This window comes from Comamonas sp. NyZ500, assembly GCF_016772095.1.
GTDB classification, from domain to species: Bacteria; Pseudomonadota; Gammaproteobacteria; order Burkholderiales; family Burkholderiaceae_C; genus Comamonas; species Comamonas thiooxydans.
Map to the genome: position 1 here is coordinate 116,838 of NZ_JAEIJE010000004.1, position 23,523 is coordinate 140,360.

Annotated in this window: 24 protein-coding genes; 8 read left to right on the top strand and 16 right to left on the bottom strand. The window is 61.9% G+C overall.

What is annotated here, in order from left to right:
- Window positions 1–93: 93 nt before the first annotated feature.
- Complete coding sequence (locus JAO85_RS08435) at window positions 94–1,254, top strand: Do family serine endopeptidase (RefSeq protein ID WP_039049604.1); 1,161 nt, start codon at window positions 94–96, stop codon at window positions 1,252–1,254.
- Between the two features lie 196 nt (window positions 1,255–1,450).
- On the opposite strand, the gene tatC is transcribed toward JAO85_RS08435, so the two are convergent.
- From tatC to hisF, 9 genes are all read right to left on the bottom strand, one after another.
- Window positions 1,451–2,263 (bottom strand): twin-arginine translocase subunit TatC, encoded by an 813-nt coding sequence (gene tatC / locus JAO85_RS08440; RefSeq protein WP_034361342.1) that lies wholly within the window; start codon window positions 2,261–2,263, stop codon window positions 1,451–1,453.
- A 156-nt stretch (window positions 2,264–2,419) separates the two neighbouring features.
- The gene (gene tatB, locus JAO85_RS08445) at window positions 2,420–2,941 is read right to left on the bottom strand and encodes a Sec-independent protein translocase protein TatB (RefSeq protein ID WP_167006329.1); all 522 of its coding nucleotides are present in this window, start codon (window positions 2,939–2,941) and stop codon (window positions 2,420–2,422) included.
- 22 nt (window positions 2,942–2,963) lie between these two features.
- Complete coding sequence (gene tatA / locus JAO85_RS08450; RefSeq protein ID WP_003058595.1) at window positions 2,964–3,200, bottom strand: Sec-independent protein translocase subunit TatA; 237 nt, start codon at window positions 3,198–3,200, stop codon at window positions 2,964–2,966.
- 121 nt (window positions 3,201–3,321) lie between these two features.
- A complete protein-coding gene (locus tag JAO85_RS08455; protein ID WP_003062146.1) occupies window positions 3,322–3,690 on the bottom strand; it encodes a histidine triad nucleotide-binding protein in 369 nt (122 codons plus the stop codon).
- A gap of 100 nt (window positions 3,691–3,790) precedes the next feature.
- Window positions 3,791–4,834 (bottom strand): patatin-like phospholipase family protein, encoded by a 1,044-nt coding sequence (locus JAO85_RS08460; protein WP_202787880.1) that lies wholly within the window; start codon window positions 4,832–4,834, stop codon window positions 3,791–3,793.
- A 269-nt stretch (window positions 4,835–5,103) separates the two neighbouring features.
- Window positions 5,104–5,502 carry a hypothetical protein gene (locus JAO85_RS08465; RefSeq protein WP_003062140.1) on the bottom strand — a complete coding sequence of 133 codons (399 nt, stop codon included), beginning with the start codon at window positions 5,500–5,502 and terminating at the stop codon, window positions 5,104–5,106.
- 11 nt (window positions 5,503–5,513) lie between these two features.
- Window positions 5,514–5,912, bottom strand: coding sequence for a phosphoribosyl-ATP diphosphatase (locus tag JAO85_RS08470; RefSeq protein WP_003062137.1), 399 nt, complete (start codon window positions 5,910–5,912; stop codon window positions 5,514–5,516).
- A gap of 4 nt (window positions 5,913–5,916) precedes the next feature.
- A complete protein-coding gene (gene hisI, locus JAO85_RS08475) occupies window positions 5,917–6,345 on the bottom strand; it encodes a phosphoribosyl-AMP cyclohydrolase (protein ID WP_255538961.1) in 429 nt (142 codons plus the stop codon).
- Window positions 6,346–6,414: 69 nt separating this feature from the next.
- Entirely contained in the window at window positions 6,415–7,215 is an 801-nt protein-coding gene (gene hisF, locus JAO85_RS08480) for an imidazole glycerol phosphate synthase subunit HisF (protein WP_003058607.1), read from the bottom strand.
- Between the two features lie 786 nt (window positions 7,216–8,001).
- On the opposite strand from hisF, the gene glmM reads away from it, so the two are divergent.
- The 7 genes from glmM (at window position 8,002) to JAO85_RS08515 (ending at window position 18,393) form a co-directional block, all read left to right on the top strand.
- On the top strand, window positions 8,002–9,336 hold the full coding sequence (gene glmM, locus JAO85_RS08485) for a phosphoglucosamine mutase (RefSeq protein ID WP_003062134.1): 1,335 nt from the start codon (window positions 8,002–8,004) through the stop codon (window positions 9,334–9,336).
- A gap of 162 nt (window positions 9,337–9,498) precedes the next feature.
- Window positions 9,499–10,680, top strand: coding sequence for a non-hydrolyzing UDP-N-acetylglucosamine 2-epimerase (gene wecB / locus JAO85_RS08490; protein WP_087864461.1), 1,182 nt, complete (start codon window positions 9,499–9,501; stop codon window positions 10,678–10,680).
- Window positions 10,667–12,622: a glycosyl transferase family protein gene (locus tag JAO85_RS08495; protein WP_202787881.1), complete on the top strand. Its 1,956-nt coding sequence runs from the start codon at window positions 10,667–10,669 to the stop codon at window positions 12,620–12,622. Before wecB ends, JAO85_RS08495 begins: the two co-directional genes overlap by 14 nt.
- 10 nt (window positions 12,623–12,632) lie before the next feature.
- Window positions 12,633–15,383, top strand: coding sequence for a tetratricopeptide repeat protein (locus JAO85_RS08500; protein ID WP_039049601.1), 2,751 nt, complete (start codon window positions 12,633–12,635; stop codon window positions 15,381–15,383).
- A 102-nt stretch (window positions 15,384–15,485) separates the two neighbouring features.
- Complete coding sequence (locus tag JAO85_RS08505; RefSeq protein WP_202787882.1) at window positions 15,486–15,809, top strand: hypothetical protein; 324 nt, start codon at window positions 15,486–15,488, stop codon at window positions 15,807–15,809.
- Between the two features lie 32 nt (window positions 15,810–15,841).
- Window positions 15,842–17,476, top strand: a complete 1,635-nt coding sequence (locus JAO85_RS08510; protein ID WP_202787883.1) for a DUF2334 domain-containing protein — start codon at window positions 15,842–15,844, stop codon at window positions 17,474–17,476.
- A gap of 47 nt (window positions 17,477–17,523) precedes the next feature.
- Window positions 17,524–18,393: a hypothetical protein gene (locus JAO85_RS08515; RefSeq protein ID WP_237734767.1), complete on the top strand. Its 870-nt coding sequence runs from the start codon at window positions 17,524–17,526 to the stop codon at window positions 18,391–18,393.
- A gap of 134 nt (window positions 18,394–18,527) precedes the next feature.
- Here the strand turns inward: JAO85_RS08515 and JAO85_RS08520 are convergent, their stop codons facing one another.
- From JAO85_RS08520 to JAO85_RS25620, 7 genes are all read right to left on the bottom strand, one after another.
- On the bottom strand, window positions 18,528–19,394 hold the full coding sequence (locus JAO85_RS08520; protein WP_202787885.1) for a D-hexose-6-phosphate mutarotase: 867 nt from the start codon (window positions 19,392–19,394) through the stop codon (window positions 18,528–18,530).
- Window positions 19,387–20,130 (bottom strand): 1-(5-phosphoribosyl)-5-[(5-phosphoribosylamino)methylideneamino]imidazole-4-carboxamide isomerase, encoded by a 744-nt coding sequence (gene hisA, locus JAO85_RS08525; protein ID WP_003058631.1) that lies wholly within the window; start codon window positions 20,128–20,130, stop codon window positions 19,387–19,389. The genes JAO85_RS08520 and hisA overlap by 8 nt, the downstream gene beginning before the upstream one ends.
- A 58-nt stretch (window positions 20,131–20,188) precedes the next feature.
- Complete coding sequence (gene hisH, locus JAO85_RS08530) at window positions 20,189–20,857, bottom strand: imidazole glycerol phosphate synthase subunit HisH (protein WP_012837075.1); 669 nt, start codon at window positions 20,855–20,857, stop codon at window positions 20,189–20,191.
- A gap of 81 nt (window positions 20,858–20,938) precedes the next feature.
- Window positions 20,939–21,562 (bottom strand): imidazoleglycerol-phosphate dehydratase HisB, encoded by a 624-nt coding sequence (hisB, locus tag JAO85_RS08535; RefSeq protein WP_003058637.1) that lies wholly within the window; start codon window positions 21,560–21,562, stop codon window positions 20,939–20,941.
- The gene (hisC, locus tag JAO85_RS08540; RefSeq protein WP_202787886.1) at window positions 21,559–22,677 is read right to left on the bottom strand and encodes a histidinol-phosphate transaminase; all 1,119 of its coding nucleotides are present in this window, start codon (window positions 22,675–22,677) and stop codon (window positions 21,559–21,561) included. The genes hisB and hisC overlap by 4 nt, the downstream gene beginning before the upstream one ends.
- A gap of 69 nt (window positions 22,678–22,746) precedes the next feature.
- Window positions 22,747–23,187 (bottom strand): PIN domain-containing protein, encoded by a 441-nt coding sequence (locus JAO85_RS25615; RefSeq protein WP_370552199.1) that lies wholly within the window; start codon window positions 23,185–23,187, stop codon window positions 22,747–22,749.
- On the bottom strand, window positions 23,184–23,456 hold the full coding sequence (locus JAO85_RS25620) for a hypothetical protein (RefSeq protein WP_012837072.1): 273 nt from the start codon (window positions 23,454–23,456) through the stop codon (window positions 23,184–23,186). Before JAO85_RS25620 ends, JAO85_RS25615 begins: the two co-directional genes overlap by 4 nt.
- Between the last annotated feature and the right edge of the window lie 67 nt (window positions 23,457–23,523).

Genomic DNA, 23,523 nt, shown 5'->3' on the forward strand with positions numbered 1-23,523 from the left:
TGCATTTGCTTGCAAGCAAATGTTCGCTTCGACGCCTGGCGCAGCCATGCTTCACAATGTGGGCTTGTTCCCCTCACTACCTATACGCATTACATGAAACGCACCTGGTTGCTGTTTTCGCAGGTCGTCACCGTGCTGGTGGCTATCTATTTTGTAGTGGCTACCCTACAGCCCACTTGGCTTCAGCGCGGAAATATCCGTAGCAGTGCCGGTGTTTCGCTGCTGCAGGCTCCATCCACTCCAGCGGGTGAAGTCGCTCCCGGCAGCTTTGCGCCTGCCGCGCGCAAAGCCTCGCCCGCCGTGGTCAGCATCAACACCAGCAAGGCGGTTCGCCACCCGCGCGCCAACGACCCCTGGTTCCAGTTCTTCTTTGGCGATCAGGGTCCGCAAGAGCAATCTGGTTTGGGTAGCGGCGTCATCATCAGTCAAGATGGCTACATCCTCACCAACAACCATGTGGTGGAAGGCGCCGACGATATCGAGGTCACGCTGACCGATAGCCGTCAGGCCAAGGCCAAGATCATTGGAACAGACCCCGAGACCGATCTGGCCATTCTCAAGATCGAGCTCGACAAGCTGCCCGTCATCGTGCTGGGCAACTCCGATCAGGTCGCTGTGGGCGACCGCGTGCTGGCCATCGGCAACCCCTTCGGCGTGGGCCAGACAGTGACCAGCGGCATCATCAGCGCTCTGGGCCGCAGCCAGCTGGGCATCAACACCTTCGAGAACTTCATCCAGACCGACGCTGCCATCAACCCCGGCAACTCCGGCGGTGCGCTGGTGGATGCCAACGGCAATCTGCTGGGCATCAACACGGCCATCTACTCGCGCTCTGGCGGCAGCATGGGCATCGGGTTCGCGATTCCCGTCTCCACAGCCAAGATGGTGCTGGACGGCATCGTCAAGGACGGCAAGGTCACGCGCGGCTGGATCGGCGTGGAGCCCAACGAACTCTCACCCGAGCTGGCCGAGACCTTTGGCGTCAAGGCCGATGCCGGCGTCATCATCACCGGCGTGCTGCAGGCCGGCCCCGCCGCCCAGGCCGGCATGCGCCCCGGCGACGTGATCGTCAAGGTGGGCGAGACCGCGACCCGCAATGTCTCCGAGCTGCTGACGGCCGTGGCCTCGCTCAAGCCCGGCGAAGCCGCCAAGTTCGATGTGCGCCGCGGCGACAGCGAAGTCATGCTGGACATCACTCCGGGAGCCCGCCCAGCAGCCAGCACCTTGCAGCAGCAGAGCCGTCCCCGTCGTTGACGGGTACTGCCAACAAGTCCACCAGCCAGCGCCGGTCGCTGGCTTTTTTCATGGTGCGGCCTGTTGCAGGCTGCAGCGGGCCATCACATACCATTAGAAAATACGGCTCTAACGCTTGCAGGTAAAGCTCTGACAGCTATCAAAACAAAAGCCCTTGAATCGCTTCAAGGGCTTTGCAGGAGGTCGGGAACGAAGATCAGTGGCCGTCAGTGGATTTTTCCACTTCCGTGCCCGTGCCTTCCTCGGCATCGGGCGCACGCGATACCCGGCTGAACCAGCCGGCCCCCAGAATGCCGATCTCGTAGAGCAGGCACATGGGCAAGGCCAGGGCCAGCTGGGAAATCACATCGGGCGGCGTGATGACGGCCGCAATCACAAAGGCCAGCACCACGAAATAGCCGCGAAAGGCCTTGAGCTTTTCAATCTCCACCAGGCCAAAGCGCACCAGCAGCATCACCACGATGGGCACCTGGAAAGCCGCCGCAAAAGCGATGTAAAGCGACAGAATCGCTTCCACATACGAGGCGATGTCGGGCGTTGCCGCCACGCTGGCCGGCGTGAAGTGCTGGATGAACTTGAACATATTGCCCAGCACAAAGAACTGTACGAAGGCAATGCCGGCATAGGCCAGCAAGCTGCCGAACAGGATCAGCGGCAGGGCGAACTTCTTCTCGTGGCTGTACAGGCCCGGTGCCACAAAGGCCCAGATCTGGTACATGATCCAGGGCAGCGCCAGCAGCACGGCCACCATCATCAGCACCTTGAGCGGCACAAAGAAGGGCGAGAAAACGCCCACCGCAATCAGCTTGGCGCCGGGCGGCATATGCTCCTTGATGGGCAGGGCGATGAAGTCGATCAGGCCATCGGGGCCCGGCCAGAACATCAGCAGCCCGACGCCGATCAAAACGCCATACAGGCTGTAGAGCAGGCGGTCACGCAGCTCCATCAGGTGCTGGACAAACGGCTGCTCCGTGCCGGCGAGTTCGTCTTCTTTAGAGGGTTCGGACATGGTGCAAAACCGCGTCGGAGCCCGATCGGCTCCACACGCTTGAGAAACAACAACGCCCGCGGATCACGGGCAAAGAGCGACATGCGGGCAGCAGAGCCGACCCCCTTGGGCCGGCCATGGCCGACCTTGCGGCCGGCAGGCTGCTGAGCTGCATGTTCAATGGAACTTCTTGGGGCGAAAGCGCGCCACGCGTGCCGCACCCGACTGGACCTTGCTGCGTACCCCGGCACGGGCCTTGTACCACTGGGGCACGGCACCGCGCTTGATGCGCCAGTTCTTGCGCGGATGGCGATAGCTGGGCACCACGCTGCTGTGCGTATCCAGACCGGTGTAGCCACCCTCTGCGTCATAGGAGCCGAAGGACGAAGCTGAAGTCATGTTCGAGTCGTCGCGCAGGTCCTTGGTCGCATCGCTCCAGTCCTTTTCAAGATCGGAGGCCTGATTGCGCATGCTGGACTCCACGTCCCGCGCGGCAGTCTCGACCGTGTCCTTCATCTTGCGCAGCTCATCGAGCTCCATGGAGCGGTTGACCTCGGCCTTGACGTCGGACACATAGCGCTGTGCCCTGCCAAGCAAGGTGCCCACCATGCGGGCCACGCGCGGCAGTTTCTCGGGACCGATGACCACCAGGGCCACGGCACCGATCAGCGCCATTTTGGACAGGCCAATATCAAACATCTAAATGTCAGTCCTGCCGCGATCAGCTCTTTTGCTTGGCTTCCACGTCGATGGTGGCCTTTTCGGCAGCCTGCTGGTTGGCCACTTGGCCGGTCGCAGCGTTGGCGTCGGCGTCAGTCGCGCCGTCCTTCATGCCGTCCTTGAAGCCCTTGACGGCGCCGCCCAGGTCGGAGCCGATGTTCTTGAGCTTCTTGGTGCCGAACACCAGAACCACGATGAGCAGCACGATCGCCCAGTGCCAGATAGAAAACGAGCCCATGAGAATCTCCTAGAAATTGCAAACCATTTTAGACGGGGCTTGTGACAGATACGAATCAATCACCCAAAAAGCCTGCAGCGCACAGCTCTATCGCCGCGTGCAGGCTCGCTGCGCCGCCGGATCAGCCCTTGAGCCAGGGGCGCGGGCCGCCCATGACGTGCAGGTGCAGATGGTGCACTTCCTGCCCGCCTTCGCTGCCGGTGTTGACCACGATGCGGAAACCGCCATCGGGATAAGGGTTGCAGCCCTGCTCCATCGCCAGCTTGGGAGCCAGCGCCATCATGCGACCCAGCAGGGGCACATCCTCGGCGCCGACCTGGGCCATGGAGGGTATGTGTTTCTTGGGAATCACCAGGAAGTGCACAGGCGCACCAGGGTGAATGTCATGGAAGGCGAACAGCTCCTCGTCTTCATACACCTTGCGCGAAGGAATCTCCCCTTTGGCGATGCGGCAGAAAATGCAATGGGGGTCGTAATCGTGGTCGTGCATGGTCTCTTGTATCTCGACAGTTCAGTATTCCAGGCGCCCTGCCTTGCCCATGGCCCATAAAGCAGACAAGGGCGTCATCCCCTGAGGAGGCCTCAGGGGACTATCCTATATTCTCGTTGAATCGCAGCGTCTGTTTGACGCCAAGGTGCTCGCGATTGAGCTGCAGCCATTGCTGGCCGCGCTCCCGGCCCAGCTCGAACAGCTTGCGCACCATGCCCATGTCTGCGCGCACCTTGCTCGAGGCGCCAAAAGGCTTGAGCACGGAGCCCCCGTCGATGCGGTGCATCAGCACATGCTTGTAGCGCTCGGGGTCCAGGCGCTTTTGCTCCAGCAGCTTGACCACGAACTCGATGGCACGCAGCTCGGCCAGCAAGCTGGCGTTGAAGGTGATTTCGCTCATGCGATCCATGATCTCGCGGGCCGTATCGGGCGAGACATCGGACTCCTTGGGATTGATCTGCACCAGCAGGATATCCCTGCTCCTGGTCTCGTAAATCAGCGGATACAGGGCCGGATTGCCCGAGAACCCGCCGTCCCAGTAGCACTCCCCGTCAATCTCCACCGCCTTGAACAGCTGCGGCAGGCAGGCCGATGCCATGATGGCGTCTGCCGTCACCTGCTCGCCCTTGAAGATCTTGCCGGCACCCGTGCGCACATTGGTGGCGCAGATGAAGAGCTTGGGCACCACGCTGGGGGGCTCGGGATGCGCCAGCGTCTCGAAGTCCACCACCCGGGTGAGCAGCTGTCGCAGCGGGTTGATATTGAGCGGATTGGTCTGATAGGGCGACAGAAACTGGTTGAGCACGCCCATGAATTGCTTGCTGCCCGGCAACGGTGCGGCCCAGAACATCTTGCCCACGCTGCCCATGGTGCCCACGCCCTCCCACAGCTCGCGCAGAGACTGGCGCGCCAGCTGCCGCCCCAGGTAACGGGCATCGTCCACTTTCTTTTCCTGCGCGGCCGCCTGCGCGAAGCCATGGGCCAGCGCCACGGCGTTCATGGCACCGGCGCTGGTGCCGCTGATGCCTTCGAAGATCAGTCCGTCGTCATCCAGCAATGCATCCAGCACGCCCCAGGTCAGCGCACCATGCGATCCCCCGCCCTGCAGGGCCAGGTTGAGGGTGTGGGAAGTCTCTGCAGCCATGGCACGATCCTGTGAGGGTTGATGAACCAAGCAAGGGGCTTGGGACTCACGCAAACAAAGAATGCACAGCGGGCATATCCATGGACAAAACACCATGCCCGATCCGAATCAGCGCAAGTCCTGGAGCTTATCCAGCACAGCGAGCATTGCACAGGCCCTCACTCGTGTCAGCCTGCCACCCCGAATCTGTTGCAGCGCAGCACAACCGCTTGCAAAAACAAAAAAGCCCCGGCCGTAAAGCGGGGGCTTGGGTGTCTGGCAAGTGCGGTTCAGGGCTGGATCGCGCGATTCTTGTTCATGGCGATCATGCCGCTGACGATGCGGTAGAGGAACCAGATGGAGATCAGCACCCAGGCAGGGTTGAAGATCAAGAGGCCCAGCAGGAAGAACGGGAAAGTCACCGCATAGAGAACGATGGCCCAGAGCACGCTGCGCAGCCGCCAGGAAAAATGGCTCTCCTGCCAGGTGCCGCGCGCATCATCGCGCTTGACCAGGTCGATGACGACTGCAATCAGCAACAGCAGCACACTGACCTGCGCGCCAGGCAGCACCGCGGCCACGGCCACGACCAGGTGCAGCAGATAGCTGACCCAGCCCCAGGCCTTCAGGCCCTCGACCTCGGTAGAGCTGCTGCTATTTACATCGATGATGTCGCGATCGTCATTCATGCGCTTCCTCCTTATTGCTTGGCCGCCCCTTCCTGAGCAGCGCGTTCCTGGGCCTTGCGCAGGGCTTTTTCCTCCAGACCGCTGGTGCCCTCGCGGCGCTCCAGCTCGGCCACCACCTCTGCGGGTGTCAGTCCGTAGTGCGACAGCGCAATCATGGAGTGAAACCACAGATCTGCCACTTCATAGAGGATCTTGCCCTTGTCCGCGCCATGATCGACATCCTTGGCGGCCATGACGACTTCGGTGGCCTCTTCGCCGATCTTCTTCAGAAAGGCGTCAGGCCCCTTGTGCAGCAGGCGCGCGACATAGCTTTTTTCAGGGTCGCCACCATTGGCAACCTTGCGGCTTTCGATCACGGCGGCCAGACGGGCCAGTGCGCCCTCGACCGACGCGGTGTTTTGTTCAGACATGACTTTATTTGTAGATGGAAGCAGGATCTTTCAAGACCGGATCGACAGCAAGCCACTGTCCGTCCTTGAAAACGCTGTAGAAGCAGGAGTGGCGGCCGGTATGGCAGGCAATACCGGGATCATGCCCCTCTTGCGTGATCTTGAGCAAAACCACGTCGTTGTCGCAGTCGATGCGCATCTCGTGCACGGTCTGTACATGGCCGGACTCCTCGCCCTTGAACCACAGCTTGTTGCGCGAGCGGCTGAAGTAGACGGCACGCCCCAGCTCGGCGGTCTTTTCCAGTGCCTCGCGGTTCATCCAGGCAAACATGACCACGTCGCCGCTGCTTTGCTCCTGCGCAATCACGGGCACCAGACCCTGCGCATCCCATTTGACTTGATCGAGCCAGCTCATTGCAGACCTTTGCTTTGTATAGCTGCCAGCGCAGGCCAGCAGCCAACATCAACCATAAAACATATGGAAAGCCGCTTGTAGCCTGCGCAAGCCGCTCTCAAAACAACTTTAGAGACGCACGGGAATGCCGCGCGCGCGCATGCATTCCTTGGCCTGCTGCACGGTGTACTCGCCATAGTGGAAGATGCTGGCGGCCAGCACGGCATCGGCGCCGCCAATGGTCACGCCATCGGCCAGATCTTCGAGATTGCCGACACCGCCCGAGGCGATCACGGGCACGGCCACGGCATCGGCCACGGCACGCGTGAGCTTCAGATCGAAGCCGCTCTTGGTGCCGTCCTTGTCCATGCTGGTCAGCAGGATCTCGCCGGCACCGCGCCTGGCCATCTCTTCGGCCCAGCGCACCACATCCAGCCCCACGTTCTTGCGCCCGCCATGGCTGTACACATCCCAGCCCGGCCCCATGGGCGTGCCGCCGGGGCCGATGCGCTGCTCGTCCTCGGGCGTGCGGCGCTTGGCGTCGATGGCCACCACGATGCATTGCGCGCCGTACTTGTCGCTGCAGGCATTGATGGTGTCCGGGTTGGCAATGGCGGCGGAGTTGAAGCTGGTCTTGTCGGCTCCGGCATTGAGCAGGCGGCGCACATCTTCCACGCTGCGCACGCCACCGCCCACGGTCAGCGGAATGAATACCTGCGAAGCCACGGCCTCGATGATGGGCAGAATCAGATCACGGCCATCGCTGGTGGCCGTGATGTCCAGAAAAGTCAGCTCGTCTGCACCCTGGGCGTTGTAGCGTGCGGCAATTTCCACCGGGTCGCCTGCATCGCGCAGCTCCAGAAAATTGACGCCCTTGACCACGCGGCCGCCGGTCACGTCAAGGCAGGGAATGATGCGTTTGGCAAGCATGGACCAGTCTCGGAATATCTACGAACAAAGAGGCCAAAGATACCACGGCCTCGCCGCTGCCTAGGGCATCTGCCGACGGCGCCCCCCTGCCGCTGCCATGGCATTGCCAGCTGGCTTCGGCGGCACGCCGCCCGGCCACAGCCATCGCATCGCGAGTCAAGCCTGCTCGACTTGAAACGATTCAAGTCAGCAGCAGTCCCAATCCATAAAGCGGCACAAAATCCCTGTGCTCCCAATTGAATAACAGTAAACACAGAGCCGGCCTCACGATTTATTGTTTTCAGCCGCAATCTCTTTCCCGCATCGATATTCCGGCTGCGATTAACTGGCGCAGATAGGACCATCGCCCACTCCTGACTAGGCATGCCACAAGCAATCCGAAAACAAAGGCACCGATATTCTCAATGAGAAGCCTCCACGCCTGCGAGAAGCCGCACTGCCGAGAGCGGCATATGACTGCGTGACAAGCAAAGCTATTGCGGGCTGGCTTCGGCAAGCCACCTGACGCTAGGGTTGACAGCAATGCAAAGCAGTCTCGACCGGGAAGCGAAATACCTTAAATATTGTGTATAAAACCCCAATTCAGCATCCAGATATTCATGGCGTAAAAAGATGTTTCTTTTTACGCTGCATTCTTGTTCGGATTGTTTTTGCTAGTGAAACTATGAAAAAAATAAATCAATAGTTTTTAATATTTCGACAGTGTTGTCCCCATAAATAATTGACCGGACCCGGAAACCCATCCCGTTCGATGAATGTATTCAGGCACAGGTGATCATCATGGATATGAGACGCCAATATTTCGGTACCGACGGAATCCGCGGGCGGGCTGGGTATTTCCCCATCACGCCGGACTTCGCTCTGCATCTCGCCCATGTCGTCGGACGAATGCTTCATCGCAACGAAGAGCGCCCGACGGTGCTGATTGGCAAGGACACGCGTATCTCGGGTCACATGCTCGAAAGCGCATTGGTGTCGGGCTTCAATTCGTCTGGAGTGGATGTGGTGCTGCTTGGGACGCTGCCAACACCGGGAGTGGCCTATCTCACGCGGGCCCTGCGTGCCAGTCTGGGAGTGGTCATCAGCGCCAGCCACAACACCTTCGAGGACAACGGCATCAAATTCTTCAGTGCCAAAGGCACCAAACTGCCCTATGTCTGGGAGGTAGCAGTCGAGCAAATGCTGCTGGATGAGCCGCATTGGGTCCCGGCAATCGCACTCGGAAAAACCCAGCTCCTGGATGACGCCGCCGGCCGCTATATAGAGTTTTGCAAGAGCACTTGCGACCATGCGTTCACCTTGCGAGGGCTGAAGATCGTGGTCGATGCCGGCCATGGTGCGGCCTATCAGATAGCGCCCATGGTCTTGCATGAACTCGGTGCCGAAGTGGTGGCCATAGGCTGTGCTCCCGATGGCATGAACATCAACCAGGGGGCCGGAGCCGCACATCCCGAGCTCCTGGCCACGACTGTTTCCGGTTGCGGTGCGGATTTCGGCATCGCCCTGGATGGCGATGCGGATCGCCTGCTGGTCGTCGATGCCGCCGGCCGGCTCTATAACGGAGACGAGTTGCTGTACCTGATCGTCGCCGACCGCCTGGAGCATGACGAGAGCATTGCGGGCGCCGTCGGCACGCTGATGACGAATATGGCGGTGGAGCGGGCATTCGGGGTGCTGGATGTGGACTTCATGCGCACCAAGGTCGGCGACCGCTACGTGCTTGAGGAGCTCAGCCGCAGGGGCTGGACCTTCGGCGGCGAGGGGTCGGGCCATCTGCTGATACTGGACCGGCACAGCACGGGCGACGGTCTGGTGAATGCGCTACAGATATTGCAGGCCTGCGTGCGCACCGGCCGCACGCTATCGCAATGGCTGCTGCCAGTGCAGCTCTACCCTCAAGCATTGCTCAATGTGCACTGGTCGCCAGACCGGGATTGGCGCAGCAATGCCTTGCTGGCACGAGTGCAGGCGCAGGTCGAGGCCGAACTGGGTTCCACCGGGCGTGTGCTGGTGCGTCACAGCGGCACGGAGCCGCTGCTGCATGTGATGGTGGAGGCACAGGATGGCGATCAGGCCAGCCGCTGTGCCGAGCGACTGGTCACGGCTGCCAGAGACGGTTAGCCCGCCGATGCGGCTGCGCCGCTCATGCAGCAGATAAAGCCGGCACCAATTGTGGCCTGCACGAGGAGCTGGCTGACATACCCCAAGCAGAGCGTGAAAGATGATTTTGAGCAGGTGCGAATGAAGAACGTCTGATACCAATTGACTCAAAGGGAGAACGCAATGAATCAGGACTCCGAGGCTCTTCACGGCAAGCCAGACATCGCGCAGTTGCTCATCGTGTCCGGGACCAGGCCCGAAATCATCAAGCTGGCCCCCGTCTATCACGCACTGCAGCAGACGCACTGGGCCCGCCCCATCTGGCTGCACACCGGCCAGCATGGCGACATGGCCGCGCAAATGCTGGATTGCTTTCATATCCAGCCCGATCATGTGCTGCAAAGGCAAGGAAGCTCTCTGCTGGAATTCGCCACAGGCTGCCGGACTCAGCTGGAGTCCGTGCTGACGGATACGAGCTGTGAGGCAGTGATCGTTCAGGGCGACACAGAGAGCGCGTTTCAGGGTGCCTTGGCCGGCTTCTATCTCAAGGTGCCCGTCGTCCATGTCGAGGCCGGCCTGCGCACCTACAACCTGCACCGACCTTTTCCGGAGGAAGGCCTGCGGCAAATGATAGGGCGCATCGCCAGCCTGCATCTGGCCCCCACCCCGAGGGCCCAGCAGGCGCTGGAGCGCGAAAACGTGGCCAAGGAAAAGATCGAACTCACCGGCAACACCGTCGTCGATGCCCAGCTCTGGGCCAGCCAGCATCACCACATCCACCGCCGCATGCAGGGCCAAGGCCATATTCTGGTGACCATGCACAGGCGAGAGAACTGGGGCCCCGATGTGGACCATGTGTGCGAAGCGATTGCCGAGATCGCGCGCGAGTTTCCCCAGATGCCGGTGCTGTTCCCGGTTCACCTCAATCCGGTGGTCAAGGAGCCGGTACACCGGCTGCTGGGCGGACTTCCCAATGTCAAGCTGACGGAGCCTCTGGATTACCTGGCCATGCAGCAGGCCCTGGCCGATGCCTGGCTGGTGCTGACCGATTCCGGCGGACTGCAGGAAGAGGCGCCAACCTTCAAGGTACCGGTGCTGGTCTTGCGCGACGAGACCGAGCGTCCCGAGGTGCTGGAAGCCGGCTGCGCCGCTCTGGTCGGAGCCGACAGAAGCAGGATCGTTCAGTCCGTGCGCCACCTGATGCATGACGATGCTGCCTACCGGAGCATGCAGGCCAGCAGCAACCCCTTTGGTGACGGGACTGCAGCACAGCGCACTGAGAAAAGACTGCACCAGATGCTGAGGCCTGATCACGCAGGCCTGGCACAGAAAGCCGCTGAAAGGACGCGCCATGTCCTGGCTTGACCTGTTCACCGGATACCTCTATGTGCTCAAGAGCATCGCCATCGTCATTGCGGTGGTGATCTTCATCAGCGGACTGGACGATCTGTTCATCGACCTCTTTTACTGGGGGCGGCGCACCTGGCGTGCACTGACCGTGTATTCGCGCCACGAGCAGATGAATCACAAGGCCTTGCTCGGTGTGGACGAAAAGCCGCTGGCCATCATGGTGCCCGCCTGGCAGGAGCATGGCGTGATCGGCAAGATGGCGCAGCTGGCGGCAACCACGCTGGACTATGAGAACTACCACATCTTCATCGGCACCTACCCCAACGACCCCCAGACCCACGCCGATGTGGAGCAGGTAAGAGCCCATTTCCCGAATGTGCACAGCGTGGTCTGCGCACGCCCCGGGCCGACCAGCAAGGCCGACTGTCTCAACAATGTGCTCGATGCCATCTTCCAGTTCGAGCAGCGCTCGGGCATAGAGTTTGCAGGCTTCATCCTGCATGACTCGGAAGACGTGCTGTCCAGGTTGGAGCTGAGACTGTTCAACTTTCTCGTGGATCGCAAGGATCTGATCCAGCTGCCGGTCTACCCCCTGGAGCGGCCACTGCGCGAATTCACCGGCGGGCATTATCTGGACGAGTTTGCCGAGCTGCATGCCAAGGACATCGTGGTGCGCGAGGCCCTGGTGGGTCAGGTGCCCAGCGCCGGAGTCGGCACCTGCTTCAGCCGCCGCGCCATCACGGCGCTGCTGGAGATGGGCGATGGCGTAGCCTTCGATACCCAGAGCCTGACCGAGGACTACGACATCGGTTTCCGGCTCAAGCAGCTGGGCATGCGCGAGATCTTCGTGCGCTTTCCCGTGCATGACGCGGACCAGCCTACCGATCCCGACCAGCCACGCCGACACGGGCGCAGCGCGCGTGAAGCCAGCGTCATCTGCGTGCGGGAGTTCTTCCCCGATACGCTGAATGCGGCGGTGCGACAGAAGTCCCGCTGGATCACGGGCATCGTGATCCAGGGTTTCAAGACCCTGCGCTGGACCCAAAGCGGTGTGCTGAACTATTTTCTCTGGCGCGACCGCAAAGGGGCTCTCACCAATTTCGCCAGCTTTCTGGCCATGCTGCTGGCGATGCAGCTGATTGCCATCTGGCTCTACCAGCGCCTGGTACCGGACAGCTACCGGTTTCTCTCCATCTTCCAGGGCGACTGGTGGCTGTATGCGCTGCTGGCCGCGAACTTCGTGCTGATGCTCAACCGCATTGTCCAGCGCATGTTCTTCGTCACCAGCTACTACGGCATCGTCCAGGGATTGATGTCGCTTCCGCGCCTGCTATGGGGCAATTTGGTGAACTTTCTGGCCAACTGGCGGGCCATCGCCCAGGCGCTGCAGGCCAAGGATATCCGGCGCATGGCCTGGGCCAAGACCGACCATGACTTCCCCATGCTGGGAGAGGGACCCCGACTGCGCGAGGAGGGAGAAGCGCTGATCCTGGCCAGCGAGTCGGTCATAGACCCGGTCTCGCATGCAGCCCTGGAGCGCAAGCTGGAGAGGCCCGTGCGCTACCTCATTGCCCCCAAGGGAGAGGTCACGGTCGAGCTGCGGCGTCTGTATGCAAGACAGCATGGGGAGCCGGCTCGCGAACTGCTGGCCTGGGCCGTGGAACGCAAACGCGTATCCGCCGAACAGGCGAAAGAGCTGTGGAAATTCTATGTGTCGCGGCAGCTGATGCTGGGCGAAGTGCTTCAGGCCCTGGGCCGCATCGACACGGCCGTGCTGAATGCCTTGCTGCTCAGACATGAGCAAAGCGATGACAGCCTGGGCCTGTTCCTGGTGAACCAGGGGGCGTTGACGCAGGCTACGCTGGATGAAGCACTGCGACTGCAGCAACAGTTGCAGGTCACCATGGCGCAACTTTTGCGCCGCCTTGATGCCGCCCCGATCGTGTCCGTTGCTTAGGTGCCAATATATGAAGCTTTCTCGTCCTATTCTGGTTCTTTCCCTGGCATGCGCCACCCCATACGATGGTCTGGCGCAGACGGTGGATCTAGGCCCGGATATCACTCCCAGACAGCGCTTTCAGGTCTATCCCCGGATCGACAAGGCGTATGAGGCCATGGCGCGCGGCGATGGCCAGCGTGCCATCTCCGAGCTGCAGCAGGCTCAGCGTCTGGCACCGGACAACACCGAGATCGCCTTGCAGTTGGCCGCAGCCCATCGCCGCTTTGGCCAACCCGCACAGGCTGAAGCTGTACTGAAGGCTCAGCTTCAGCGCCACCCTGGCGATGCGCGTCTGGCCCAGGCTCTGCGCGATATGCATCAGGGAGCCGTTCCAGCCAGACAGCCCGAGTCTCAAGCCCTGCCCGCTCCTGCGGCCAAGGAGCCACCGAAGACGCCAGGCACCGCCGCGCCTTCAGCAGCGACAGCACCGGAGCCGGCAAAGGCAGCCACCTCGACAGCGGGCACCACGCCGCGCCCGCGCAAGAGCCCGGCAACACAGGCCATGCCTGCGGGTTACGCCAAGGCCAGCCAGGCCTATGCCGCAACCGAGCGGCGCGACTTCGCCACGGCCTTGCCTCTGGCAAGGCAGGCCGTAGCTGCGGCCCCCGGGCGTCTGGACTATCAGCGCCTGCTGGTCTACCTGCTCGTCGAGAACGGGCGCTTCGACGAGGCCGAAGCCAGGGCAACAAGGCTGGACAAGGTCAAGCAGCTGCAGTCGGACTCCGATTGGCAGATGCTGCGCACATCCATACGTCAGCGCCGCGCCCTGCGGCCCTTCGAGCAGGCCTTGCAGGCACGCGAGCAAGGCGACATGGTCAAGGCCCTCAGGTATGCCGAGACCAGCGTCCGAATAGCGCCGGATGCGCTGGCTCCCCGGCTTCAGTGGCTGGGCTTGCTGCTTCAGGATGGGCAGGCGGCCCAGGCACAGCGCGTGGCAGAGCAAGGGCTGGCGCTGCAGCATGATCCTGCACTGCAGGTACTGCAGGGCGTGGCCCTGCATGTCCAAGGTCGCGGCATGGCCTCCGAACAGGCTTTCGACGCAGCGCTTGCCGCCCCCCATCTGTCGCGGTCGGAGCGGCAGAATTACGGCGTGATAGCCCTGGATGCAGCGCTGGCAGCCGGCCAGACAGAACGAGCCCAGCGGCTTGTGCAGGCGCTGGAGACGGACAGCAATGCCGACGTCAACAGCCGCCGAGAGCAGCTCAAGGCCCTGCGCTCCTCAACCATGTCACGCAACTACGAGCTGCCACTGCCCCTGGTCAACTGCTTCAGCGCCGGCGATGTGCCCGGCTGCGAAATCTGGCCCGGGCAGGAAGCGCCAGACCCGGCATACAAAGTCGCCCATGAGGCCTATCAAGCCTACAGCGATGGGCAATATGCTTTGGCGGCAGAAAAGGCCGGAGCTGCCGTGCAGCTCAACCCCGGTCATCTCCCCTACCGTCAGCTTCGCCTGCAAGCCTTGCTGGCTGCAGGCCAGAAGGCGCAGGCGCTTGAGGAGGTCGATCAAACACTGCAGCTACAGCCCGATGCAGCCGAAGTGCTGGCCTTGCGCAGTCGTCTGCGCCACGAGCAGGGCATGACCGAGGCCGCCAACGCCGACGCACGGACGGCCTTGCAAATGGGCGGCCTGTCCCTGTCCAGCGAGGTGGATCTGCTGCTTCAGCTGGGGCGGCGAGACGAGGCTGCTGCACGCTTTGCACAGGCCGTTTCGGAGCCTGAGCTGCAGCAAAGCGCCGACCCCAATCTGGCCTATCTGGCCATTCGCGTGGGGGACGATCGCAGTGCCTTGTCCATCTTCAACCGCGCACGGGACCAGAGCCGTCTGCCGGACACGGCGCTGCGCGATGGCGCCTACGCTGCCAGCAGGCTGGCCGAGAACGATCAGTCCATCGACTACTTCAAGCAGGCCATTGCCGCTGCACATGAAGGCCGGCTCGCCATGACGCCGCAGCAGCAATATGAGACACGACGTGAAGTTGCCGACCGGGACCGCTCCTGGGGCATCAACACCTTGCTGGGCTATCGAGGCATTTCCCTGGGCGCGGCGGGCGCCCAGCCCGGCCTCTATGGCGACGTGGCCCAGCTCGTCAGCGAGGTGTACTGGCGCCCGCAGAAGTTCGGCGACGGCCGCTTCTGGGAGCTGTACGGCGGCGCTGCTCAAACGGTCTACAGCCGCCACGATGTGCCCACGGGCGGAGAGACCACCCAGGGTGCCGTCGGTATTCGTGCCAAGCCGCTGAGCGATCACAACCTCATACTCGCGGCCGAGCGGCGCGTGCGCATCGGCTCGCTGTCCAGCAACGACTGGTTGCTGCGCATGGGATATTCGGGCGGCATGGGCACCGACCTGCGCGTGGATGTGCCCAGCTGGAACACGTTCAATATGTATGCCGAAGTAGGTCGCTTCATTCATCGCAAGCAGAACTACGCGACTTTCGAAGCCCAAGCAGGGCGCAGTTTCCGAATGGGGGGGAGCGACTCAAGACTGGTGCTATTTCCGCATGCAGTCCTGGGCGCTGATTACAACTCTGAACGCACAGCCTCGGGCAAGCAAAGCTCGGTGGGCGCTGGCGTTGGTGTGAGCATGCGTTTCTGGTTCCGCGAGGACCGTGACCATGCACCTCGCTCCTACCTCGACCTCTCCCTGCAGTATCGCGCCCGGCTGGCCGGGGACGACCGAGGGAAAGGCGTGTTTCTACGTGCCGCCTTGGTGTTTTGAGATGGCACGCCTTTAAGGCCCGAACCCATCGCCATTTTTAGAGTTTGTGGGGATGGTGTTGTTCGACACTTTTTCTTTCTGCACTCCAGAAAGGAGACTCTCATGCACTCCCATGATCAAAGGCAGGCCACGCGCGCGCTGCTCGCGCTGGCACTGCTGACCTGGGCCAACTGGACCCTGGCCTCCAACGTCATGCCGCCGCCATTGCCGCCTGGGACCTCCCAGATCCGCATGGATGTCGGCGCTTCCCCCGTAGAGCGCAAGCGCAACGAACGTGCGCATCACCACAAAGGACATTTCAAGAAGGATTTCACACGGGATGACACGCTGGATGAACTGCCGATCAAACCCGGCAACCCCTCCCCCGGCAATCCCCCGAAGGACAAGCCCAATCCGGGTGGCCCATTCCGCGGTCAGCAGCAATAGACCTCACCGTGTACTGATTTCAGGAGAGTCTCATGAAAACCCTAGGACGCATTCTTGGGGCATGGCTGCTCGCCATGCTCTTTGCGAGCCCTGGCGCTTTTGCGCAAACAGGTCCGCGCACGCTGATTCTTTATGACGCGCCGCCCAATACGGCCTACACCAAGCTCGGGATGGGCTATGCCATCATGCTGCGCAATCTGCTCGGACATTTCGACAGCAAGGTCGATATGGTCCCGGTGCAGAACTACACGGCAGGCCAGCTCAGCGGCTACGACGCCACGTTCTATCTGGGCGCGTATTACGACAACCCGGTTCCCGCCGCCTTCATGACCGATGCCGCCAGCTCTGCCAAGACCATTGTCTGGTTCAAGTACAACATCTGGCAGTTTGCCTGGGACCCGACCTACGGCTTCCAGTCCCGCTATGGCTTCAACCTGACGGCGCTGCGAGGACTCAATGCCGCTCCGACATCAAGCAACACCACGCCGGGGTTCTTTGACACCATCACCTACAAAAACCTGCCCTTTGTCAAATACTACGCATACGACAGCACCACCGGAGCCGTGAATGCGGATCCCGATGTCGGGGTGACGGCCATCACCGACACCACCAAAGCCCAGAACCTGGTTTCCATGTCCAATCCCAAGACCGGCGAGCAGGCGCCCTATGTGGTGAGGTCGGGCAACTTCTGGTATGTGGCGGATCTGCCGTTCAGCTATATCGGACCACGCGATCGCTATCTCGTGCTGGCAGACATGCTGCATGACATGCTGGGGGTGAACCATGCCGAGAGCCACAAGGCCATGGTCCGTCTTGAAGATGTGAGTGCCAATGTCAGCGTAGCAGCGATGAAATCGCTGACGGACTACCTCTACCAGCAGCGGATACCGTTTTCGATTGCGACCATTCCGTACTACAAGGATCCTCTTGGCGTGTACAACTCGGGGGTGCCAATGCAGGTGCCGATGTCGCTGGCCACCAATCTGAAGAGAGCTCTCAACTATGCGCTGGTACGCGGCGGCGAAATCGTGATGCATGGCTACACGCACCAGTACAGCAATGTGCGCAACCGCTATACGGCCGTGAGTGGCGATGACTACGAATTCTGGGACATCGTCAACAACAAGCCCCTGCCGGAAGACTCGACCACCTGGGCATTGGGGCGCTACCGGGCCGGTCTGTTGGAGTTGTCTCTCAATGGATATCGCGCTACAGCATGGGAAACCCCGCACTACCAGGGCTCGGCGCTGGCATCCAAGGCCAGTACGCAGGTCTTCCCCAAGACTTATCAGCGCGTGGTGTACTACACCGCAGACAACCCCAACTTCACTGCATCGGTGGAGAAGGATTTTGCCGTGGGCCAGATCTTCCCCTACCCCATCCAGACCGACTACTACGGGCAGAAAGTGTTGCCGGAAAGCCTGGGGAACATCGAGTACGACATCCACCTGATCGACCCGACCTCCTCCTTCAACTACACATGGCAGGACATTCTCACCAATGCCCAGTATGTGAAGACGGTGCGTGACGGCTATGCCTCGTTCTTCTTCCACCCGTTCTGGCTGGAGCCACAGGTTGGAACCCCTGGCCTGGCGGACTTCAAGAGCCTTGTCAGCGGCATCTCCAATCTGGGCTTCACCTGGACGGTTCCGAGTCAGCTGCCATGAAAGAAAAGCGCTTTCTCCGAAAGGAGAAAGCGGCTCGATCCATAGATATGACGATGGAACAATGCACCAGACGCGAGGCGCTGGGCCTGGCCTGGGCGCTGAGCTGCAGCCTGCCCGAGGCACAGGCCAAGCCCAGCCTGCGTCTGCCTGGCATGGTCTGGCAGCCCAGTGCCGACACTCTGCGGCCCCATGGATCATGGCAGCGTCTGGGCATCCGCCGCCTGCTGGTGCAATGGACGGCCGTGGACAATCTGAGTCTGGTGCCCGGCACTTACCTGCCCTCCATGAGCCGCAACCTCCCGGACTGGGAGCGCATCGCGGCCGAGCCCTGGGCGCAAGAGCTGATTCTCGGCCTGGCCGGCATGCATGACGAGGCCAAGGCCCGCGCCAGTCTCGCGGATCTGGCCATGCAGTCCTATGCCTTGAAAGCGGCTATCACGGCACTGCCACTGCGGGTTGCCGGCTGGTACTTCCCGGTCGAAGTCGATCCGACCTGGGCTGCGCCCAGTCTTCTCACCGAGGTACTCAACAAACTGCCACGTCCGCTGTGGATCAGCGCCTATGACAATGCCAATATGGGTCCCCAGGCGCTGGTTGACTGGATCATGCGCTGGATACCCGAAGATGTGGGCGTGTTTTTCCAGGATGGAGTCGGCGTACACGCGCGCACTCCCAGCGTGGCACGCGAATACCTGCAAATGCTGACCGCCCATCTGGGCCAGGCGCGTGTTCGCGTGATTGCCGAGGCCTTCCGGCCTGCGCCGGGCGGCGGATTTCGCAGCGCCATGGCAGAAGAATTCCTGCCACAGTTGGCGGCCTACCAAGGCTGGACGGTCTTTGCCTTCGACGGCCCGCATTATCTGAACCCGCCTCTGGTCGATGCATTGGCGGATGCCCTGGGCAGCAAATCCCGATGAGTCGCCGTCCGCCTTGCTTCTGCAGCTGCGCCCCATGGAGCCGTCAACAGAGCCGAGCAGGCTGAAGGCCAACAGGTCTGCGCACAAGGACAGGCCCAGGCTCGGGGTGACATCACCCCGCCCCGTTCAAAGCCTCAAAAGCATTCGAAGGTTTGCGCCGCCTTCCAGCGCTGGTCGGGTCCAAGAACCACAGGAGCATCAATGGCCGCGGCCTCCACACACAGCATTTGCTGCCAGCTGTCGGCCTCCATGTCCTTGAGCGTGGCGCACAGTGCGGGGCCGGGATTCCAGACCACGGTTTCGCTCCAGGACGCATCCTGGGCAAGCTGCAGCCAGGGCCGGCCCGAGCTTTGCAGCTGCAGGGCTGCAGCCGCACGCGGATAGACGCGATCGGTCTCCGCACCGAAGCTGACGCAGCCTTGCTGCGCGACATGGGTATCCGGTTGAGCCGCAGCAGCATCCCAGTAGCTCAAACCTTCGAGACCGTGCAAGCTGGCCTGCTCGGCCTGCGCAACGCGAAGATAGCCGTGCAAGGCCACGGTAAAAGACAGGTCCTGCCGGCCGCGGTTATGCACGGCCAGTTCCACACGCAACACGCCGGGCCTGAGCTCGACCGTGAGCACGGCTTCAAAGGCGTGCGGCCAGACGGCGCGCGATGCTTCGCTGTCCGTCAGGCGCAAGGAGATCTGCGCACCATCCTCGCCCGATGGCCTCGCAGCATCGGCCTGCCAGTGACTGAGGCGCGCAAAGCCATGCTTGACCAAGGGACCACGCTGATTGAACTGGGGAAAGCAGACCGGAATGCCGCCGCGAATGGCGCTCTGGCCGTCATGGGCTGCGCGGGGACTGAGGAACAGGCGTTCCTGCCCCAGGCCGACCCAGGACAGTACCTGGGCGCCCTGCAGGCAGATCAGCACCGAATCCCCCTGACCCAGCTTCACAGCAATGGCAGGAAGCCCTTTCCAGTCAACGACCTGGGCCTGAAAGGTCAAATCACTCACCCGTGAGCTCGTCCGCACGCTCCTGGCCGGCGGCGAAGTCCAGATCGCCGGTATAGATGGCGCGGCCGCAGATAACGCCTTCCACGCCCTCGTCCTGCACCTTGCACAGCGCTTCGATGTCGGCCATGCCGGCCAGACCGCCCGAGGCGATGACCGGAATCTTCAGCGACTGGGCCAGCTTGACGGTGGCGTCGATATTGATGCCGCTGAGCATGCCGTCACGACCGATGTCGGTGTAGATGATGGATTCCACGCCCCAGTCCTCGAAGCGTTTGGCGGTTTCGATCACATCCTGGCCGGTGAGCTTGCTCCAGCCGTCGATCGCCACCTTGCCGTCCTTGGCGTCCAGGCCCACGATGATGTGTCCGGGAAAGGCGCTGCAGGCGTCCTGCAGGAAACCGGGGTTCTTCACGGCAGCGGTGCCGATGATCAGGTACTCGATGCCCAGATCGATGTAGCGCTCGATGGTGTCCAGATCACGGATGCCGCCGCCCAGCTGCACGGGAATCTCGCCATCGACCTCCTTGAGGATGCTCTTGATGGCCGACAGGTTCTTGGGCTGGCCCGCAAAGGCGCCGTTCAGGTCCACCAGGTGCAGGCGACGGGCGCCCGCATCCAGCCATTTGGCGGCCATGGCTGCGGGGTCTTCACCGAAAGTGGTGGACTGGTCCATATCACCCTGAATCAGGCGAACGCAGTGGCCGTCCTTGAGGTCGATAGCGGGGATGAGCAACATGATGGTGATCTGCTAGCAAGTTTGGCCGTCAGAAATGGCCAGTGCACAAAGAAAAACTTCAGGGCTTCCAGCCCAGGAAGTTGCGGAACAGCGCCAGTCCCTGGTCCGAGCTTTTCTCGGGGTGGAACTGGGTTGCGAAAATATTATCGCGTGCGACGGCACATGCAAAGAGGCCGCCATAGTCGGTCTCGGCCGCGCAATGCGCGCTGTGTTGCACCTGCGCATAAAAGCTGTGCACAAAGTAGTAGAAGCTGCCGTCTGGAATACCGGCCCACAGCGCATGGGGCTTGCCGCCCTGCTGCGTCTGCTGCACCTGGTTCCAGCCCATTTGCGGCACCTTGAAACGGCTGCCATCGGCCTGCATTCGGCCTTCGAGATCGAACTTGCGCACATTGCCGGGAATCAGTCCCAGGCCCGGCACATCGCCTTCGTCGCTGTGGTCGAGCAGCATCTGCATGCCCACGCAGACGCCAAACAGCGGCTTGTTGGCAGCCGCATCGAGCACGGCCTGCTGCAGGCCCGATTCGCGCAGCTCGCGCATGCAGTCGGGCATGGCCCCCTGACCAGGCAGGACCACGCGGTTGGCGGCATGGACCACATCGGGATCGGCCGTGACGACCACGTCCCAGCCGGTATCGGCTGCGGCCGTGCGCACCGCCTGCGAGACCGAACGCAGATTGCCCATGCCGTAATCGACCACGGCCACGGTGTTGTTCTTCAAACTCATAGCAGCTACCGCTTATGGAGATTGGTTTTTAAAGACAAACAGCTTTGAAGTGCAGTGTAAACAGGCGCAATTTGCTCCTGATTACAGAGCACCCTTGGTCGAGGGAATCACGCCCGCCATGCGCTCATCATGCTCCAGCGCAAAGCGCATGGCACGAGCAAAGGCCTTGAAGATGGTTTCGCACTGGTGGTGGGCGTTGAAGCCCTTCAGGTTGTCGATGTGCAAGGTCACGCCGGCGTGGTTGACAAAGCCCTGGAAGAATTCGAAGACCAGTTGCGTGTCGAGCTGGCCGATGCTGCCGGCCGTGAACTTCACATCCATGTGCAGACCGGGACGGCCCGAGAAGTCGATGACGACGCGGCTCAGGGCTTCGTCCAGCGGCACATAGGCATGACCGTAGCGGCGAATGCCTTTCTTGTCGCCGATGGCCTTGGCAAAGGCCTGGCCCAGGGTGATGCCGATGTCTTCGACCGTGTGGTGGCCGTCGATGTGCAGATCGCCCGCGCATTCGATGTCCATGTCGATCAGGCCGTGGCGCGCGATCTGGTCCAGCATGTGGTCGAGAAAGCCGATACCGGAGTTCAGGCTGGCCTTGCCCGTGCCGTCGAGGTTGACGCGCACGGCGACGCGGGTCTCGGCCGTGTTGCGCTGCACTTCGGCAATGCGCGGCAGGTTCTGGGCGATGGAGGGGACGATATTGCTCATAGGCTTTCTTTCAGTGCCGCCAGCATCTGGGCGTTTTCTTCGCGGGTGCCCACGGTCAGGCGCAGGCAGTTGTGCAGCAAGGGGTGCATGGCCGATACGTTCTTGACCAGCACGCCGCGCTGCTTCATCTCGATCTGGGCCTTGCCGGCATCGCGCACGCGCAGCAGCACCATATTGGCTTCGGAGGGCCAGACTTTTTGCACGCCGTCCAGCAGGGCCAGGGCATCGATCAGCGGCTGGCGTTCGGCGCGGATGGCGGCAGCCTGCTCGGCATACAGGGACTCGTGCTGCAGTGCAAAAATCGCCGTTTCGCAGTTGAGCACGCTGATGTTGTAGGGCGGGCGCACCTTGTCGATCTCGTTGACGATGGCCGAAGGGCCGATCAGATAGCCCAGTCGCGCACCGGCCAGACCGAACTTGGACAGCGTGCGCATCAGCAGCACATGGGCGTTGCGCGCGGGGTCTGCCTTCATGCAGGTGATCCAGCTGCGGCTGGCGAAGGGCTGGTAGGCCTCGTCCATCACGACCAGACCGCCAACCTCGGCCACGGCGTCGATCACGGCCTGAACCTTATCCTCGGCCCACAGCGTGGCGGTGGGATTGTTGGGATAGGCGATATAGGTGATGGCAGGCTGGTGCTCGGCGATGGCGGCCTGCATGGCCGGCACATCGAGGTCGAAGTCGCTCGTCAGATTCACGCCCACGAAATCCAGGCCCTGCAGCTTGGCAGACAGCGGATACATCACAAAGCCCGGCATGGGCGCCAGCATCTTGGCGCGGGCATTGTTGCAAGGCTGGGCCGTGGCCAGCGCCAGCAGGGTGATGATCTCGTCCGAGCCATTGCCCAGCAGCACCGATGTGCCGGCCGGAGCACCGGCGTAGTCGGCCAGCATCTGCTTGAGCACTTCCTGGCGCTCGCCGGGGTAGCGGTTGATTTCCAGACCGCCCAGATGCTCGCCCAACTTTTTCTGCAGCTCGGGCGGCAGACGGTAGGGGTTCTCCATCGTGTCCATCTTGAGCAGGCCTTGCGCGGGCTGCACATGGTAGCCCTGCATGGCGCGTACATCGGCGCGAATGCGTTGCAGGGCTTTGGTCTGGATGTCTTGAGCAGTCATGGGTTCACTCCTTCACACAAGGCTTGCGTTGGCCAATGCAGTCGATACCGATCGCTGCGATTCTGGCGCTCAAGCCTCAAGATTCTGCGTGGCGGCTTGCTCCAGCGGGTGCACCACGGTTACGCCGCCAAACTCTGCCCCATGGGGCAGATGCAGGCTCAGCATCTGGTTGCAGCCGCTGTGCTGGGCGCAGGCCACGGCCAGGCAGTCGCCAAAGTCCAGCGCATGGCGGGCCTGCACGGCCCAGGCCGTCTCCAGCGTGGCGGCGTCGGTCTTCCAGGGCGTCCAGGTCTGGTAGCGGCGGATGGCTGCGCGGGCATCGCCCTGAGGCAGGGGCAGGGCTGCGCTGGTGGCCTGGTCATAGAACTCCACCAGCGCCTGGTTGCTGGTGCGGCCGCTACGGCTGCGCCACAGCAGATCCAACCATTCCAGCGTGGCCGCATACAGCGCACCGCCAGCCGCATCTTCCGCAGCAATCAGCACCGAGGTATCGACAAATACGGGGTTCACCTGGCCACCTCGGTTTCGGCATTGCTGTGCGCTGCAGCCCTCTTGCTGCTGGCACTGCGCGCCAGGGATTTGGCAGACTGGCCGGCAGCTTGCCAGGTGCGCTCATCCGTGCGCCAGGCCAGATAGGCACGCTCGTAGGCATCCTCGCGCTGCATCAGCTCGGCCATGAAGTCACCCAGCATGCGCGAGACGCTGCTGCCGCGCCTGGCCGCTTCAATGCGCGCCCAGTCAAGCACGCTGTCTTCGACGGTGATGGTGACGTTCTTCATGGTCTGCATAGTACACGAATTCCGTGCAACACGAAATTCGTGTCAAATTTCAAATTGCCAGAATGGC